Source organism: Exiguobacterium sp. EF_C8, assembly GCF_054956715.1.
Window position 1 is genome coordinate 3,009,248 of the sequence record NZ_CM143264.1, and the last position, 16,961, is coordinate 3,026,208.

Annotated in this window: 19 protein-coding genes; 13 read left to right on the plus strand and 6 right to left on the minus strand. The window is 46.4% G+C overall.

The genetic code is table 11. From position 1 onward, the window contains the following. The first annotated feature begins 26 nt into the window (after positions 1-26). From ACY2IG_RS15895 to queF, 6 genes are all read left to right on the plus strand, one after another. Positions 27-395, plus strand: a complete 369-nt coding sequence (locus ACY2IG_RS15895) for a YojF family protein (protein ID WP_035412012.1) — start codon at positions 27-29, stop codon at positions 393-395. Next, a complete protein-coding gene (bshB2, locus tag ACY2IG_RS15900; protein ID WP_056064839.1) occupies positions 392-1,042 on the plus strand; it encodes a bacillithiol biosynthesis deacetylase BshB2 in 651 nt (216 codons plus the stop codon). Before ACY2IG_RS15895 ends, bshB2 begins: the two co-directional genes overlap by 4 nt. 171 nt (positions 1,043-1,213) lie before the next feature. Continuing rightward, positions 1,214-1,870 carry a 7-cyano-7-deazaguanine synthase QueC gene (gene queC, locus ACY2IG_RS15905; RefSeq protein WP_023469723.1) on the plus strand — a complete coding sequence of 219 codons (657 nt, stop codon included), beginning with the start codon at positions 1,214-1,216 and terminating at the stop codon, positions 1,868-1,870. Then, positions 1,867-2,322 (plus strand): 6-carboxytetrahydropterin synthase QueD, encoded by a 456-nt coding sequence (gene queD, locus ACY2IG_RS15910; protein WP_023469724.1) that lies wholly within the window; start codon positions 1,867-1,869, stop codon positions 2,320-2,322. Before queC ends, queD begins: the two co-directional genes overlap by 4 nt. After that, complete coding sequence (queE, locus tag ACY2IG_RS15915; RefSeq protein WP_035412005.1) at positions 2,319-3,035, plus strand: 7-carboxy-7-deazaguanine synthase QueE; 717 nt, start codon at positions 2,319-2,321, stop codon at positions 3,033-3,035. The genes queD and queE overlap by 4 nt, the downstream gene beginning before the upstream one ends. Before the next feature lie 13 nt (positions 3,036-3,048). Next, positions 3,049-3,537: a preQ(1) synthase gene (queF, locus tag ACY2IG_RS15920; RefSeq protein WP_035412002.1), complete on the plus strand. Its 489-nt coding sequence runs from the start codon at positions 3,049-3,051 to the stop codon at positions 3,535-3,537. Between the two features lie 53 nt (positions 3,538-3,590). On the opposite strand, the gene ACY2IG_RS15925 is transcribed toward queF, so the two are convergent. After that, positions 3,591-3,878 (minus strand): helix-turn-helix domain-containing protein, encoded by a 288-nt coding sequence (locus ACY2IG_RS15925; protein WP_056064836.1) that lies wholly within the window; start codon positions 3,876-3,878, stop codon positions 3,591-3,593. A 259-nt stretch (positions 3,879-4,137) separates the two neighbouring features. Here ACY2IG_RS15925 and ACY2IG_RS15930 point away from each other — a divergent pair, with 259 nt between their 5' ends. The 5 genes from ACY2IG_RS15930 to ACY2IG_RS15950 all read left to right on the plus strand — a co-directional run bounded on the left by ACY2IG_RS15930 (position 4,138) and on the right by ACY2IG_RS15950 (position 10,162). Then, positions 4,138-5,799: a PTS transporter subunit IIBC gene (locus ACY2IG_RS15930; RefSeq protein WP_056064873.1), complete on the plus strand. Its 1,662-nt coding sequence runs from the start codon at positions 4,138-4,140 to the stop codon at positions 5,797-5,799. Positions 5,800-5,885: 86 nt separating this feature from the next. After that, positions 5,886-6,689, plus strand: coding sequence for an endonuclease/exonuclease/phosphatase family protein (locus tag ACY2IG_RS15935; RefSeq protein ID WP_035411996.1), 804 nt, complete (start codon positions 5,886-5,888; stop codon positions 6,687-6,689). 170 nt (positions 6,690-6,859) lie between these two features. Beyond that, positions 6,860-8,272: a sucrose-specific PTS transporter subunit IIBC gene (locus ACY2IG_RS15940; RefSeq protein WP_462618191.1), complete on the plus strand. Its 1,413-nt coding sequence runs from the start codon at positions 6,860-6,862 to the stop codon at positions 8,270-8,272. A 44-nt stretch (positions 8,273-8,316) separates the two neighbouring features. Further along, positions 8,317-9,240, plus strand: coding sequence for a PRD domain-containing protein (locus ACY2IG_RS15945; RefSeq protein WP_462618192.1), 924 nt, complete (start codon positions 8,317-8,319; stop codon positions 9,238-9,240). Continuing rightward, complete coding sequence (locus tag ACY2IG_RS15950; RefSeq protein WP_035411991.1) at positions 9,227-10,162, plus strand: carbohydrate kinase family protein; 936 nt, start codon at positions 9,227-9,229, stop codon at positions 10,160-10,162. Before ACY2IG_RS15945 ends, ACY2IG_RS15950 begins: the two co-directional genes overlap by 14 nt. Positions 10,163-10,257: 95 nt before the next feature. Here ACY2IG_RS15950 and ACY2IG_RS15955 read toward each other — a convergent pair whose 3' ends face one another. Further along, positions 10,258-10,953: an alpha/beta hydrolase gene (locus ACY2IG_RS15955; protein WP_462618193.1), complete on the minus strand. Its 696-nt coding sequence runs from the start codon at positions 10,951-10,953 to the stop codon at positions 10,258-10,260. 173 nt (positions 10,954-11,126) lie between these two features. Between ACY2IG_RS15955 and ACY2IG_RS15960 the strand changes: the two genes are divergently transcribed. Continuing rightward, entirely contained in the window at positions 11,127-12,383 is a 1,257-nt protein-coding gene (locus tag ACY2IG_RS15960; protein WP_329469523.1) for a purine/pyrimidine permease, read from the plus strand. Positions 12,384-12,428: 45 nt separating this feature from the next. Here the strand turns inward: ACY2IG_RS15960 and ACY2IG_RS15965 are convergent, their stop codons facing one another. The 4 genes from ACY2IG_RS15965 to ACY2IG_RS15980 all read right to left on the minus strand — a co-directional run bounded on the left by ACY2IG_RS15965 (position 12,429) and on the right by ACY2IG_RS15980 (position 16,342). Next, complete coding sequence (locus ACY2IG_RS15965; RefSeq protein ID WP_035411982.1) at positions 12,429-13,922, minus strand: peptide MFS transporter; 1,494 nt, start codon at positions 13,920-13,922, stop codon at positions 12,429-12,431. 238 nt (positions 13,923-14,160) lie between these two features. Then, entirely contained in the window at positions 14,161-14,796 is a 636-nt protein-coding gene (locus ACY2IG_RS15970) for a Rossmann-fold NAD(P)-binding domain-containing protein (protein WP_056064825.1), read from the minus strand. After that, complete coding sequence (locus ACY2IG_RS15975; RefSeq protein ID WP_462618194.1) at positions 14,793-16,016, minus strand: glutathionylspermidine synthase family protein; 1,224 nt, start codon at positions 16,014-16,016, stop codon at positions 14,793-14,795. Before ACY2IG_RS15975 ends, ACY2IG_RS15970 begins: the two co-directional genes overlap by 4 nt. After that, a complete protein-coding gene (locus ACY2IG_RS15980; RefSeq protein WP_035411974.1) occupies positions 16,013-16,342 on the minus strand; it encodes a hypothetical protein in 330 nt (109 codons plus the stop codon). The genes ACY2IG_RS15975 and ACY2IG_RS15980 overlap by 4 nt, the downstream gene beginning before the upstream one ends. Before the next feature lie 147 nt (positions 16,343-16,489). On the opposite strand from ACY2IG_RS15980, the gene ACY2IG_RS15985 reads away from it, so the two are divergent. Next, complete coding sequence (locus tag ACY2IG_RS15985) at positions 16,490-16,933, plus strand: hypothetical protein (RefSeq protein ID WP_056064819.1); 444 nt, start codon at positions 16,490-16,492, stop codon at positions 16,931-16,933. Positions 16,934-16,961 lie beyond the last annotated feature (28 nt).

Genomic DNA, 16,961 nt, shown 5'->3' on the forward strand with positions numbered 1-16,961 from the left:
TTCTGTATAGGAGAGGAGAATGATTTATGCAAGCCATTGATTTACAAGAGATACAGCGTTATATCGACGAACATGCGAATACACCGTTATACGTACACGTTGAGACGACGAACGGTGCCTACGCGACGCACCAAGATCCGACCTTCCATAGCGCAGGGATGTTTTTCCGTAATGCGGAAATCACTTACGAACGTGGTTTGATCACAGGAAACGGTCCTTACCGGATCGGTTTGAAACTTGCACACGGCTGGTTATACGGTGAGGGATTAACTGATTTCGAATTTGCTGGGGATCAATTGTTGATTGCCGGTCACGATGTCGAAGGACGTCTTGCGATTGCTTTTGAACTTAGCCCGACACCATTTGCTCAAGGTGCAGAGGAGGTAGACGCATGACACACGAAGATCATTTACTCGTCGTCTTCCCTCACCCGGATGACGAAGCCTTCAGTTCTGCTGGTACGATCATCGAGCACGCAGAAAATCGTGGTCCTGTCACATATGCTTGTTTGACGCTCGGTGAGATGGGCCGTAACATGGGACGCCCTGTCTTTACGAACCGGGAACAGCTCGCAACGATTCGCAAACGTGAGTTGATCGATGCAGCTGAAAAAATGAAGATTTCGGATCTCCAAATGTGGGGACTTCGCGATAAGACCGTTGAATTCGAGGATGAAGCGGCACTTGCTGACCGTATCTTTACGTTGATTCAACAGACGCGCCCGACTCGCTTGATTTCATTTTATCCGGGTTACGCGGTCCATCCCGATCACGAAGCGACAGCTCGCGCCGTCGTTCGTGCCCTTCGGATGATGGATCCTGCCAATCGCCCTGAGTTCCTTGCGGTCGCTTTTGCGAACAATACGAAAGAAGAGCTTGGAGAAGGAACATTCATTCACGATGTCAGTGCCTATACGGATCAAAAGATCAAGGCACTCGAAGCACACGCTTCTCAAACAGGTGGTTTGATGAAAGTCATCTCGGAAGACTCGAACATCCGTGACCTGCTCGTCAAAGAACGCTATTACCACTATCCGCTGTAATTTCCTATTAAGAGATGCCGATCGTCCGAGCGACAATCAGCATCTCTTTTTTGGCCTTCATTAGAAAACGTCGACTTTTTTGATGGCTTCTGCTAGTGTGAATAGTTGAGACTACGTCTCCGGAGTTCGTAACCTCCTCCGTTATAAAAACTAGGAATGGAAGTGTACATTATGAAAAACGAACGTGCTCTTGTCGTCTTCAGTGGCGGCCAAGACTCAACGACTTGTCTGTTTCAGGCACTGAAACAGTACGAAGAAGTCGAAGTCGTGACGTTTAATTACGGACAACGTCATGCACAAGAACTCGAAGTCGCACGCGACATCGCCTCTGAGCTCGGTGTCAAACACCATGAGCTTGATCTCTCTCTTCTCAGTCAACTAACGAGTAACGCCTTGACTGACCACAGCCAAACCATCACGACGAACGAAGATGGTCTCCCTTCTACTTTTGTAGATGGACGGAACCACCTGTTTCTTTCGTTCGCAGCCGTCCTCGCGAAAGGACGCGGAATCCGTCATATCGTCACTGGCGTATGTGAAACGGACTTTTCTGGTTACCCAGACTGCCGTGATGCCTTCATCAAGTCACTGAATGTGACATTGAACCTTGCAATGGACTATCCATTCGTACTGCACACGCCACTCATGTGGCTCGACAAAAAAGAAACGTGGGCGCTTGCCGACTCGCTCGGTGCGTTTGATTTCGTTCGAAATCGCACGTTGACGTGTTACAACGGCGTCATTGGAGATGGTTGCGGCGAATGCCCGGCCTGTGAATTACGAAAAAATGGATTAGATGCATACATCAAGGAGGTTCAACACACATGACATTCAATTACGAAGCACCTGAAACGGTCGAGCGCCCGACTGGCGACTCGCTTATCTATACGAAATCCCGCGTCATGATCGTAAAAAAATTAACGTTTGACGCAGCACACCACCTATATGATTACGATGGGAAATGCCGTGCGCTTCATGGTCATACGTACCATGTCGATATGGGCATCAGTGGTTTTCTTGATCACCGCGGTATGACACTTGATTTTGGTGATCTTAAGAAAATCTTTAAAACACATCTCGAACCACTTCTCGATCACCGTTATTTAAATGAATCATTACCATACATGAATACGACAGCTGAAAACATGGCGGCGTGGATTTTTGAGACGCTCGGACAACACCTTCCAGACGAACGTGGACTTCGTGTCGAATTCGTCAAACTTTATGAGACGCCGACTGCTTTTGCTGAAGTCCGTCGTGAGTGGATGAACGAAGCATGAGTGCCTTAACGAAAACGCCAAAAATTCCGGTTCTCGAGATTTTCGGACCAACGTTCCAAGGGGAAGGACGATCAATCGGTCAAAAGACGATGTTCGTCCGAACCGGTGGCTGCGACTATTCCTGTTCATGGTGTGACTCCGCCTTCACATGGGATGGTTCTGAAAAACCTGAACTCTTGACGGCAGAGACGATCATGGAACGCCTCGATGCACTCGGCTCTTACGGACATGTCACGATTTCTGGTGGGAACCCGTTACTTCATGCTTCGATCGGTACGCTGGTTGAGGCATTAAAAGAACGAAACATCACGATGTCGGTTGAGACACAAGGTTCTTACTGGCAAAATTGGTTACTTGATATCGATGACGTCACACTCAGTCCTAAACCGCCTTCAAGTGGCATGAACATCGATTTTGATCGTTTGGATGTTTTTTTCAAGCGTCTACCAGAACAACAGCGTGCCGTTAAAATCGTCATTTTTGATGAAGCAGATCTTGATTTCGCGGCGATGATTTCAGAGCGATATGCCTTAAAAACGCTCTATCTATCACTCGGAAATCCGGATCCGCACGAAGAAGGTACGATCGCCCCACGGATGCTACACGATTTAAAAACACTTTGGGAACGCGTTGCTCGTGATGAACGTTTTAATCACGCACGTGTCCTACCACAACTACACGCCCTCGTTTTCGCGAACGATCGTGGCGTCTAAGGAGAAATGATTCATGCGCCCTGAAGATCTAAACGACTTATCGTTACTCGGCCAAAAAGCCGTTCCATACATTTTCGAATACCAACCCGAAGTTCTCGAAGCATTCCCGAACCGCCATCCGGAAAATGATTACTTCGTAAAATTCAATGCACCAGAATTTACGAGCCTTTGCCCGATTACGAATCAACCGGACTTCGCGACGATCTACATTTCGTATATCCCGGATGAAAAACTCGTCGAATCGAAATCACTTAAATTGTATCTATTCAGCTTCCGTAATCACGGTGATTTCCACGAGAACTGCATCAACGTCATCGGGAAAGATCTCGTGAAATTGATGGAACCGCGCTACCTCGAAGTGTGGGGGAAATTTACGCCACGTGGGGGAATTTCGATTGACCCGTACTACAACTACGGAAAACCTGGTACAAAATATGAACGAATGGCAGAACATCGTCTATTCAATCACGATCTCTATCCTGAGACTGTCGATAATCGTTAAACGCTCAAAAGAGGAACAGTGGACTTTTCCACCGTTCCTCTTTTTCATACCCATTAACTCGATGGGATGTCGATCAAGGTCGTACGATCGTGCTGACAGATGACTTCAGATGACCAAATATAAATATGCCGTAACAAATGATCCGAAGGAATCTGCAAAGCACGGACCAGCCGCTCAATCATCGAAAAAGACGGATTCACAATGCTATTTTCGATACATTGAATCATCTCAAGTGTCATTTTAGTCAATTCAGCTAATGTATGCTGATCTAACTGATGACGTTCTCGTAATGTACGAATCCGCTGACCGTACTGCCCGATCGGTTGAATCCATTCTTTCATCCGCCCAACATCTTTTCTTTTTTGAAACCAAACAATGTTCACTGTAGCCTTTTTCTCTTTTTTTTTAATTTGAATACCTTTCCGAACTGTCATTTTTCCACTGAAATAAATTTCCGAATGTTTTTCTTATAAAACACTAGCTTTTTAAAAAGTTATCGCTTACAATTCTATATGCAAACGGTTGCATTAATCGCTTACATTATTGCACTGTTCTTACACAAATATTAGAGAAAAAGAGATCCAAAAGGAGTGAATGATCTTGAAAAATGCTATTTCGTTCGATTTTTGGCAAAAACTCGGTAAAGCGTTGATGGTCGTCATCGCTGTTATGCCTGCTGCAGGAATCATGATCTCGGTCGGGAAACTGATCGGCATGTACGGAGGCGACATCGTATTAATGCAAACGATTGCCCGGATCGTTGAGGATTTAGGTTGGGCTATTATTACGAATCTCCACGTCTTATTCGCTGTCGCGATTGGTGGATCGTGGGCAAAAGAACGTGCTGGTGGTGCGTTCGCAGCGTTACTCGCCTTCATTTTGATCAACCGTGTCACAGGCGCTATCTTTGGCGTCAATGCTGACATGATCGCGGACCCAAAAGCAACGGTCAATTCATTGCTTGGTTCTGAGCTCATCGTAAAAGATTATTTCACTTCAGTTTTAGGGGCACCTGCGCTTAACATGGGGGTCTTCGTCGGAATCATTTCTGGTTTCCTTGGTGCCGTTCTCTTTAATAAATTTTATAACTTCAGTAAATTGCCAGATGCGCTCGCCTTCTTTAACGGAAAACGTTTTGTTCCATTCGTCGTCATCGGTGGATCGGTTGTTGCAGCATTCGCATTGTCACTCGTTTGGCCGTTCGTCCAAGGATTGTTGAATGACTTCGGGCGCTGGATTGCCTCTTCACGTGATTCTGCACCGATCATTGCACCGTTCGTATACGGTACACTGGAACGTCTATTACTTCCGTTCGGTCTGCACCATATGTTGACTGTACCGATGAACTACACGGAATTAGGTGGAACGTACAAAATCTTGACAGGTGCTGCTCAAGGATCGACGGTTGCTGGTCAAGATCCGCTTTGGCTCGCTTGGATCACTGACCTTGTCAACTTAAAGCAAGCCGGTAACACACAAGGATACAATGACTTAATCAACAGTGTCGTTCCTGCCCGCTTCAAAGAAGGACAAGTCGTCACATCACTTGCTTCATTGATCGGTATTGCTGTCGCAATGTACATGTCAGTCGATGAAGATAAGAAAAAAGCATACAAACCGGTCTTCCTATCTGCAGGACTCGCTGTCTTCTTGACAGGTGTCACAGAGCCAATCGAGTTCATGTTCATGTTCATCGCTCCTGTTCTTTACGTCATCTATGCTGTACTAACAGGTGTTGCCTTCGCACTAGCGGATGTCATGCATCTTCGGATTCATGCGTTCGGTGCGATCGAACTTCTGACACGCATTCCATTGATTGCAAAAGCTGGTTTGATTGGTGACTTAATTCGTTTCATCGGTGTGTGTGTGTTCTTCTTCTTCTTGAACTTCTTTACTTTCCGTTTCGTCATCAAGAAGTTCAACTATGCGACACCAGGTCGTAACGGGAACTATCTGGACGATATCAACGTATCGACTACTGAAGCTTCAGATGAGGCTGCTGCGACATCCGCTCCTGCCGATGGTTCACAAGCTTCTCAAATCATTGATTTACTGGGTGGACAGCAGAACATCGAAGACGTCGATGCCTGCATGACACGTCTTCGTGTCACCGTTAAGAATCCAGCGCTTGTCGCACAAGAAGCGGACTGGAAAGCAAACGGTGCACTTGGTCTGATCCTTAAGAACAATGGCGTGCAAGCCATCTACGGTCCAAAAGCCGATATCTTAAAATCAGATATCCAAGACCGGATCGGCGCATAAACCTGCGAGATTAGGGAACTACCTAAAGGTGAAGCTCTTTCATAAGAGTTTCACCTTTCTTATTTGAAAAATCAGGAGGATCACTCATGCGTCTACTCACATTGAACTGTCATTCGTGGCAAGAAGAACAGCCACTCGAAAAATTAAAGCAGATCGTCCAACAGATCCTCGCACAAGATTATGATGTCATCGCACTGCAAGAAGTCAGTCAATTAATGGATACACCGATCGTCCATGATGAGGTGCGTAATGATAATTTTGCTTATTTAATTCAGCAAGCCTTAAAGGAACAAGGTCAAACCTACTCCCTCATCTGGGATTTTGCCCATATCGGATACGATAAATACGAAGAAGGACTCGCCTTATTGACGAAACACCCGATCTTGAAGTCAGACAGTTATTATGTCAGCCGTAGTCAGGATACACTCGATTGGAAATCACGGAAAATCGTCCGTGCCACGATCCAAGTCGACGGAACACCCATCACGTTCAATACCTGTCATCTCGGCTGGTGGGCAGATGAAGTCGAGCCATTCCAGGAACAATTCAACCACTTGATGGCTCGGATGGATCCACTTGAATGGACGTTTTTCCTCGGGGATTTCAACAATGATGCCTTAGAACGAAATACAGGGTATGACTATATGATGCAACGAGGATTACATGACGTTTTTCTGCTTGCTAAGGAAACGGTCGGGATTGAAACGATCGATGGCAACATCGATGGATGGGAAGACAATCAACAAGGATTACGCATCGATCTTGTCTTATCGAACCGAAAGATCGATGTCGAGCGCGTCGGTGTCGTCTTCGATGGGATTCACGGACCCGTCGTTTCCGATCACTACGGGGTTGAGGTTGATATTCGGATTCAAAAAAATGAAAATTGATTGTTGACAACGCTTTCTTTTCTGCTTTATGATGAAATCAAATCAATAGTGCGGATTGTGACAGTATGGCTGGCAAGACCGAAATGACACCTTCTTAGGAGAGGTGTCGTTCGGTCTTGCCTTTTTTTGTCTCATCTAGCGTGTTTCACGAAAAAAGGAGGACTTTTCCGATGGACTATCAACAAACTGCTAAACGTGTACTTGAACTTGTCGGTGGACGCGAGAACATCATTACTGCCGCTCACTGCGCGACACGCTTACGCCTTGTTTTACATGACGAATCAAAGGTAGATCAAGCGGCACTTGAAGATTTGGATGGTGTAAGTGGTGCCTTCTCGAGCTCTGGTCAATATCAAATCATCTTCGGGACCGGTACCGTTAATAAGGTATTCGCTGCGTTTGCACCACTCGCTGGTGTGAAAGTCGATGGAGAAGAGCCACTCGACGTTAAAAAGGCTGCATCTCAAAAATTAAACCCGTTCGCCCGTCTTGCCCGTTCCCTTTCGAACGTCTTCGTTCCACTCATTCCGGCCATTGTCGCAGCTGGTCTCTTGATGGGATTACTCGGTATGATCAAAGCATTCGGTTGGGTCGAGGGCGATTCGCCGATTGTTCAACTACTTGATATGTTCTCGTCTTCAGCCTTCATCATCTTACCGATCCTGATCGGTTTCTCGGCAGCTCGTGAATTCGGTGCAAATCCGTATCTCGGTGCCGTCATCGGGGGAATCATGACACACCCGTCCCTCTTGAATCCATGGACACTTGGGAACAGTGATCCTGAAGTCATGAAATTCCTCGGAATGAACATCGAGTTAATCGGATACCAAGGAACGGTCTTCCCGGTTCTCTTAACTGTCTGGGTCATGGCAAAGATTGAACAACAAGTCCGGAAACGAACACCTGAAACGCTCGACTTACTCGTCACACCATTCGTTACGGTCCTCGTCACTGGTTTCCTAGCGTTGATCGTCATCGGTCCAATCGGAACGTTGCTCGGGAAAGGAATCTCATTCGTACTCGTCTTCTTCTACGAACAGTTCTCAGTCGTCGCTGGTCTCCTCTTTGGTGGACTTTACTCGACGATTGTCATCACTGGGATGCATCACAGTTTCCATGCAATCGAAGCAGGGTTACTTGCCGATAAAAGTATCGGAAAGAACTTCCTTTTACCGATCTGGTCGATGGCGAACGTCGCTCAAGGCGGTGCCGGACTTGCCGTCTACTTCTTGACAAAGAACGTCAAACTCAAAGCACTTGCCCTACCGTCTGCGTTCTCAGCCTTTCTCGGTATCACGGAACCTGTCATCTACGGCGTCAACTTACGTCTTGGAAAACCATTCATCGGTGGTGCAATCGGTGGTGCGATTGGTGGCGGTTATGTCGTCTTGACGCAAGTCGCGGCGAACGCCTACGGACTAACTGGAATCCCGATGATCGCGATCGTCGCCCCGCTCGGTGCAACGAATTTGATCAACTACCTCGTTGGATTCACGATTGCGGTCGTCACTGCTTTTGTTTCGACTGTCGTCTTGATGCGTCTTGATGCACGTAAACAAAAAGAAACAGACATTGCTGCTTAATCCTTCATGCGACCAAACCGGGTCCACTGACTCGGTGGTCGCATTTGTCGGTTCGCAAAGCTCTACGTTCGCTTTATAATAAAGAAAAGACTGGAAAGGAGGACGTCAGGCTGATTATTCATAAAATCCTCAACAACAATGCAGTTGTCGTTAAAGAAAATGGACAAGAACGCATCATCATGGGACCCGGTATCGCCTTTGGAAAAAAGAAAAAAGATCCGATCCAAGCGACGAAGATCGAAAAAATGTTCATCCCTTCGTTTGAAAATGCGGAACAGTTCAAAGAGATTCTGACGACGACACCACTTGAGATCATCGACTTATCCGAACGCATCATCTCGCATGCAGAAGGTGAACTTCAGACGCCGTTTCATGACTATATTCATGTCAGTCTGACGGATCACCTCGCTCATGCTGTACGGCTAGCACGTGAACAACTCGTCGTGCATAATAGACTAGCAGAAGAGATTCGTCTTTTATATGGACCAGAATATGCGATCGGAGAATGGGCAGTCCTTGAAATCGAACGCGCGTTACAGGTCACCCTCCCTAAAGAAGAAGCAGCGAACATCGCGCTTCACTTATATAATGCACGCCAGACTCATCCGAACATGGCAACTGCTTTGCAGACGGTCACGTTACTCAATGAACTGCGTGAACAGATTGAAGTCTTTTTTGGAAAAACGATCGAGACATCGTCGATGACGTACTATCGTTTCTTCACGCATATGAAATTGGTCCTCGCTCGGATCGAACAGGGAGAAACGTTACACGATATGGATGACGTAATTCTATCAGCTGTCAAAACCCGTTATGCAGACGCCTACGCCTGTGCGAATCAGATGGGAAACTGGCTGGCAGTCGAACTCGATACGCGTGTCCCTGAATCAGAAATTGGTTATATGGCTTTACACATTGAACGGATTCGTCCCGACCTTGAAAGGAGTTCTACGTATGAAAATCTTTAGTTTGGGGGAAGCACTGATTGATTTGATTCCTCTTGATGCCGAGAACATGACATTTCAAAAAAATCCTGGGGGTGCTCCTGCCAATGTCTCCGTCGGACTCGCTCGATTAGGCGCAGACAGTTATTTTCTTGGAGCGGTCGGAGATGATTCGATGGGCCACTTCTTGAAAGATACGTTACATCACTATGGCGTCCGCACGGATTACCTCATCCATGATTCAACACAAAAGACAGGTCTTGTCCTCGTCACGAATGGGCAGGATGGCGAGCGGTCATTTGAGTTCATCAATGCGGAACGCGCTGATATGCATTTTCACGAAACACATGTACCAGAGGACTTCGAGTCTGTCGATTTATTACACATCGGCTCTATCTCTTTGATCACTGGTGAAGCCGTAAACGCTACACGAACAGCTATCGCTCGTGCGAAAGCACACCAAGTGCCTGTCTCGTATGATCCGAACTTGCGTGAATCGTTATGGCCAAATCTCGATGAAGCACGGACGACGATCCGGTCCGTCCTACCGGATGCACAAATCGTCAAACTCGCCGAGGAAGAGTTAACGTTTTTAACAGGACAAACAGACCTTGATGACGGGGCTGCCGAATTGTTAGCTGAATACCCGATCCGTCTTCTCGCTATCACGCGTGGAAGTGAAGGGTCGATTCTGTATACGGATCACGCGATGGCTGTCATCGATGCGATTACGGTCGACGCGATTGATACGACAGGAGCTGGGGATGCTTTCATGTCCGGGTTACTCTATCAGTGTGCGTTACGTGATTTTTCATTCGCTTGGTCAGCAGATGAACTTCATGATATCGGACGATTCGCAGCGATTTCAGGTGGGCTTGCTGCTTCCGTCAAAGGTGCAATGGCTGCCTTGCCAACACTTGATGAAGTCGCTCATCGCTTGAGTTAAATCCGTAAAAAAAGATGGAGAGATTCCGGACGCAGTGCCGGAATCTCTCCGTCTTTTTCGTTTGGTTGATGAATCGTTTCTTCCTAAAGAATCGATCAAGGCATATCGATAAATTGTTTGATTTCGTCTAACGCCTCATCTTGTTGCTCTTTTGACGTCAATGGGCTCCTGTTGTCCCCTTTTTGTGGTCCATACATACCAAAGTTCGCATGATTTCCTTGTTTGATTTCATGGAATACCGCATCTTTTCGAACATTCTGCTTACTTTTTTCGATATCAGCGATTGGTAAGACACCATCTTGTCCACCATAGACCGTTAGTGAGGGCACATCAATCGAATCAATCGGATAGGATGCGAGGAAGATGATTCCTTTAATCTTCGAATGTTGTTCGACGATTGTCGAAGCTGCGCTTCCACCTAGTGAATGCCCGATCAGATACCACTTTTTGACCTGCGGATATTCCTCGACGATATCGAGTCCTTCGTTTGCATCGAGCAAGGCAATCCGAAACGGTAGCTTCGGTATGATGACAAAATGTCCATCTTTCGCTAGTTGATTACCATAATAACTGTAAGCAGCTGCATCGACTTTTGCCCCTTGATAAAAGATGAATCCGACGTCACTCGTCTGTTTTCCAAACGTGACTTCACGTGGTGTTTCCGTCTCCACGTAAGACGCCGCTTGCTGCGAAGCGTCATAATCGAATTGTGCCCAAATCATAAAGGCAAATACGAGTAGCGCAAGTACTGCAACAATCGTTCCAAGGATTCGTTTACTCCATTTTTTCATGTCATTCCCTCCCTATAGCGTTATACCCATTATTATGTGTTAAATCACATATGAAAACAAATGATAGAATTTTCAGTCATTGTAAGCATCCCTATCTCTTTTTCATGAATTGGTTTAAGATAAAGTCACTATTGTTTTTTCGAAAGGAGATTTACGTTTTGCCGCGTACCCTTGTGTCTACGATTCAATGGTTTTTATTCATCATCTGTACCAACATTGCCCCACCCCTTGCCATCGCAGCATCGTTTGAACTCTCGGGTGCCGAGACGCTTTCCTTTTTATCTCGTTGTCTATTCGTATTTGCCATCTTAAGTCTATTTCAAGTCCTACTCGGACACCGTCTTCCAATCATGGAAGGTCCTGCTGGAATTTGGTGGGGAGTATTCGCTCTCTATTCATCGATTGGTGTCACGCTGTACGGCAGTTATTCGAACACGCTACAATCGCTCGGATTCTTACTCTTACTCAGCGGAATCATCTGTATCATCTTGACGGTGACAGGTGTCTTACGACGCTTAGTTCCGCTCTTCACTCCACAAGTCATTGGTGTTTATATGTTATTGCTGTCGGCACAGCTGTCGGGATCCGTCATGAAAGGATTGTTGAATATCGAAGACGGACGGATTCAAGCATTACCTGCCGTCATCTCGATTTTGACCGTCTTGATCTCGCTCTATTTAGAACGCAGTGATCGCTTACGACAATATGCTTTATTGATTACACTACTCGTCGGTTGGAGTATGTTCGCACTGATCGGACGTGCTGAGATGCCGAGCTTCGACGGTCCACTGTTCACTTTACCGAGCCTATTACCATTCGGCGGTATTCATATCGATTGGAGCCTATTACCGACTGCTATCATCATCTCGTTACTCTTGATGACGAACGTCTTAGCGAACATCAAGGTCATTGAACGAATCATCAGTGCGAAGCGCGGAGAAACGGTCAAAGGACAAGTCGGGACGGCTGGTATCACGGCTGGTATCGGACAACTCTTCGCCGGTCTGTTCGGTACAGTGGGTCCTGTTGCTATTTCCGGAACGGCTGGATTCATCGCCTCAACGGATAATACGGACCGCAAAGCGTTCGTTTATGCGAATATCACGTGTCTCTTCCTCAGTATCGTGACACCGTTCGTCGGTTTGATTGCTAAAATCCCTGTCGCTGTTGGTTATGCGATGGTCGCCCCGATCGTTGCCGGCATGGCAATCATCGGCGTCACGGAAGCGGCTCGCGATTTGAATCGTCAAACAGCGATGATCACAGTTGGTCTTCCAGTTCTCGTCGGCATCGGTGCGTTGTTGTTACCGAAAGAAGCAACGGCCGATTTACCACCACTCATGACGACACTGATGTCGAACGGTCTCGTCCTCGGAACGTTAGTCGCCTTGCTTGCAGAGGCCTTACGCCATATCCGGACGAATGATTAATAAAAAGACGCTTTCTCGATCGAGAAAGCGTCTTTTTTGAATATCTTAACGAATGCCGCGCATGTATTTTTGAAGTTTTGGTGCGAAAGCGAATAAGAGTAATCCGAAGATGACGGCAACGATACCTGTGATACCGAAATATAGAATCTCTGTATCCGCTTTATAGTACTTAACGATTTGCGCGTTGACCGCTTGTCCCGTTGCGTTCGTCAAGAACCATAGACTCATTGTTTGCGCTGAGAAGGCTGCCGGCGCCAATTTTGTCGTTGCCGATAAACCGACTGGTGACAAGAAGAGCTCACCGATGACGACGAGGAAGAAGCTGAGCGTCAGCCAGAGCGGACTAACTGTTGTTTCAACACCGAATAGGATACCTGGTAGTGTCATGACGATGAACGAAAGCCCTGCAAACAGAAGACCGAACGAGAACTTTTGCATCGTCGTCGGTTGACGATCCCCTAGCTTGACCCAGAAGCTTGCAAATACAGGTGCTAATACGATGATGAAGAGCGGATTCAACGATTGGAAGAATGCCGGTTGAATCTCAAATCCTAAGAATGAAAGGTTCGTCCGTTCACTTGCAAAGATCGAGAGGACATATGAACCTTGTTCTTGGATCGCCCAGAAAATCGCTGCTGCGATGAAGAGCGGAATATAAGCAATCAAGCGCGATCGTTCGTCATCTGTAATCTTTGGACTACGAAGCATGACTGTGAAATAGGCGATTGGAATCAAGATTCCGAGAATCGTGACCATCAAGGTAAAGCGAGAAATCGTCAACAATCCTGTCATCGATGCAATGACACCGAGAACCGCAATGACGACGACAACGATCGACGCAATCGTGATGAAGCGTTTTTTCTCGTCCCCTTTTAATGGGTTTAAGACATACGTACCTGCTTGACCAAGGTTTTTCTTTTTCGTCAGGACGAAGACGATAAGTCCTGCGAACATTCCGATGGCGGCGAGTGCGAAACCAGCATGGTACCCACCACGGTCAGCCACTTCACCGACGACGAGTGGTGAAAGGAATGCCCCAGCGTTGATCCCCATGTAGAAGATACTAAATCCAGCATCACGACGATTATCCGTCTTACTGTACAAATCTCCAACGATATTCGATACGTTCGGTTTCAAGAAACCGGTACCGATGACGATGAGTCCCATCGAGACGAAGAGTGCCGTAATGCCTGCTGGTAAAGCAAGAACGATATGCCCCAGCATTATCAAGATACCACCATAGAATACAGTTCGAGACGTACCGAGCAAACGGTCAGCTACCCATCCACCAATGATCCCAGACATGTAGACGAGTGAACCGTAAACGGCCATGATTGACGCAGCTGTCGTCTTGTCAATTCCTAGACCACCATTTGCGACTGAGTCGTACATATAGAAGATAAGGATGGCACGCATACCATAGTAGGAGAAACGCTCCCAAAACTCGGTGAAGAAGAGGGTGAATAACCCTTTCGGATTTCCAAAGAATCCTTTTTGCGGAACGGTCTTATAGACCTGATCGCGATCAAACTCTGCCATATGATTGGCTCCTTTCATCTGCCCTGAATAAGTGCATAATCCATCATCTTTTCCCGCTTTCCCCAAACGATAAGCGTGACGAAACAGATAGGATACGAATACACTGTTTTGCCTGAATTGTCTCACTTCTTTTTTTATATATGAGACAGCACTTTACCATTCAACCGCAAATCATTTGATGAGTCAAATATTATTTATATTACAAGAATAATAAAAGAGCAACCGACAAGTCGGCTGCTCAAGATTGCATCTGTTTTGATTCGATGATCGTAATTCCAGGCGGCGCATGTAGCGTTTCATGAATCATCGCCGCAGCGACTTGACCGGCTTCGATCGGAGCGATGGCACTGCGTTTTAATAACGGTCGTAACACCGTCGAAATTTTCGCAGCTGCCTGTTCGCCTAAACGAAACTCGTCTCTTTCTCCTAACAAGAGCGAAGGTCTGAAAATTAGTAATGCATCGTATCCTAGTACGCGTAGTCCATTTTCCGTATCCCCTTTTACGCGATTGTAGAAGGTTTTGGCATTCGGATGGGCACCAAGAGCTGAAATCAAAGCAAAACGTGTCGCACCGAGATCTAACAGTTCACGACCAAGTTCAACCGGATACGTATAATCAACTAGACGGAATGCATCTTGCGAGCCTGCTTGTTTAATCGTCGTACCTAGTGCACAGTAGACGTGATCAACGACAGGCAATTCGATTTCTGTCACACGATCAAAATCAATCACCCATTCTTCAAGTTTCGGATGAAAACGGCGTATCGGTCGGCGAACAAGAACATGTACCTCGCTATATGCCTCTTCTGCCAACAAACGGTCTACGAGTTCTTGGCCAACTAGACCGGATGCTCCTAAAATGGCTGCTTTCATATGTTTTCCCCTCCTTCATGCTGTCGACCGATTGGTACGAAATAGGAACGATTCCCAGTAATCCGTTCTCCAGCACGTACACCAATCGCACTCGGTCTTCCACCTAAAATAAAAACACCGTACATATACGCGACGTCTCCCTCTTCTTGAAGTGGATACGTCGGTAATTCTCGATACGCTTGATAGACAGCCGGTTGATCAAGAAACGTATGCTGTTCATTCTTTAGCAGCACTTCTCCCTGTCCGTCATGGACCGTTACAGTGTCCCCTTCGCGTCCAAAGATCGGTTTCTTGACGAACGGTTGTCGGCTTGAGATGAATGCATCTTCTGATAAGTATGTCGGTAAAAAATAACGTGCAATCATCGTATGATCCATTTCGCTCAAGTATGGATGCTTGGTTTCGTGTAACATCCAGATCAACGCAAGAACCGACTTGGCTTGCATTAAAAAAGCGGACGGTGGATTGATGATTTCTAGCCGCCCTGTCTCGACAAGTTGCAACAATAACTGTCCTAGGTTTCGCCCCTCTTCATCCCGGTCCAGCAAAGCCATCTCGATTGGAAAGGTTTGCCGATATAAAATATCAATTCTTTTACCTGTCTCATCGTACAAGCCCTCTTCCGGGCGAATCTCTAGTGCATCAAGCGGACAATAGACCGCGCTACTCCAGAACGACTGCAAATACTCAGACGTGAGCCGATCTTCGATATGGTCGCCATGTGAAGTGAAGACGACATGCGGATCCTGCTTCGTCCGATATGTCGCTGCTTCGATTGCACGACGGACAGCTTCCTTGAGCCATTCGTTTTCTCCATCATTGACACGTTTAAATCCTTGTTTCTCTGCTACAACATCGTTGACTTCAAATACTTCCTTAATGAAGGTCGGCGTATCGGCATTCCATTCCATGAGTGAAATGCGATCAGCCGTCGCAATGAAATCAAAGCGCCCGATGACGGTCAGCGGTCGCATCGTCTCGAGTCGTAAGAAGGCAAGACTTTCGACTGGGAAGCCAAGTTCGAGTAGTGCCTGATCATCCATTGAGCGAAGAATCGGAAGCACTTTTTCAAATATCCGATACACTTCTTGCGCCGCGATATGCAGTTGATCGATTCGTTTGTCCGAAATCGGCATGATTTCCGTCACAGCGTACGGTTCCCCGTCTAGCACATCCCAAAAACGATCGATGTCTTCATAAAAGGTCTGTCGTTTATTCATCCGCCGAAAAAGCCGGAGGACGAGCCCGTTCCGAATCCTTTTGTTTTCGTATTGTAACTCTTTACTTTTTTCGATTTCGGCGTATATCCTTTCGTTCGCATCGCACTGTGCATCAAGGCACGTGAAGCGAAATAACTACCACCCCAGTAATAGTAGCCTGAATGAGTCGACGAACTATCATCACAGTACCAGACACCTTCATCGTTATCATATTCATAGTCATCACAATCCGGATCATCTGGTCGTTCCGCTCGCGCATCATCCGATCCACACCCACTTAATGTCGTTCCGATCAACAGTGTCGCAGCTAGTGTAGCTTGTTTCATCCAATTCACCTTCTCAGTCCCCTTTCCTTTTACTCTCGTTATGGATAGTATACGCTTTTTCGAAGAGAAAAGTTTCTTTGTTCTGCCGGAACTTTTTTTATCAAAATGTGGTAATAGTATCTATAGAATGAAAAGGAGGATTTACGCATGTCACTTGCCTACTATGTTGAAGAAAATAGTGAATTCCAGCCGATCTATCAATATGATCGTTATGCGATCGAACCGGAAGAAATCATCGCCCACCAACTCTGCGAATTCCATATCATCGAAGGACATCAATACGAGCTTCGTTCCAATGAGATGGCAGGTGAATACGATCAATTGATTGTCGACCACATCAAAGCATCACCGCGTGCGACGGAAGAACGTGTTTATCCACCGCATCAAATTCATATTGAATTCAGACAGTATCTATCCGACAGCGCCCAACCGCTTTTAAAGACATCAACGGTTCCAAATCACATCCAAGCGATGCGTTTTTTGATCAAAGACAAGATTGAAGTCGAAGGACACGGTATTTTTGAGCGTGACAGCTGTGAAATTGATATCGATCGGAATTGTTATGTCGTCTATCTTGCAGATACACTTTGAGATGTAAAATCGAGTCTCTTCATTTCCA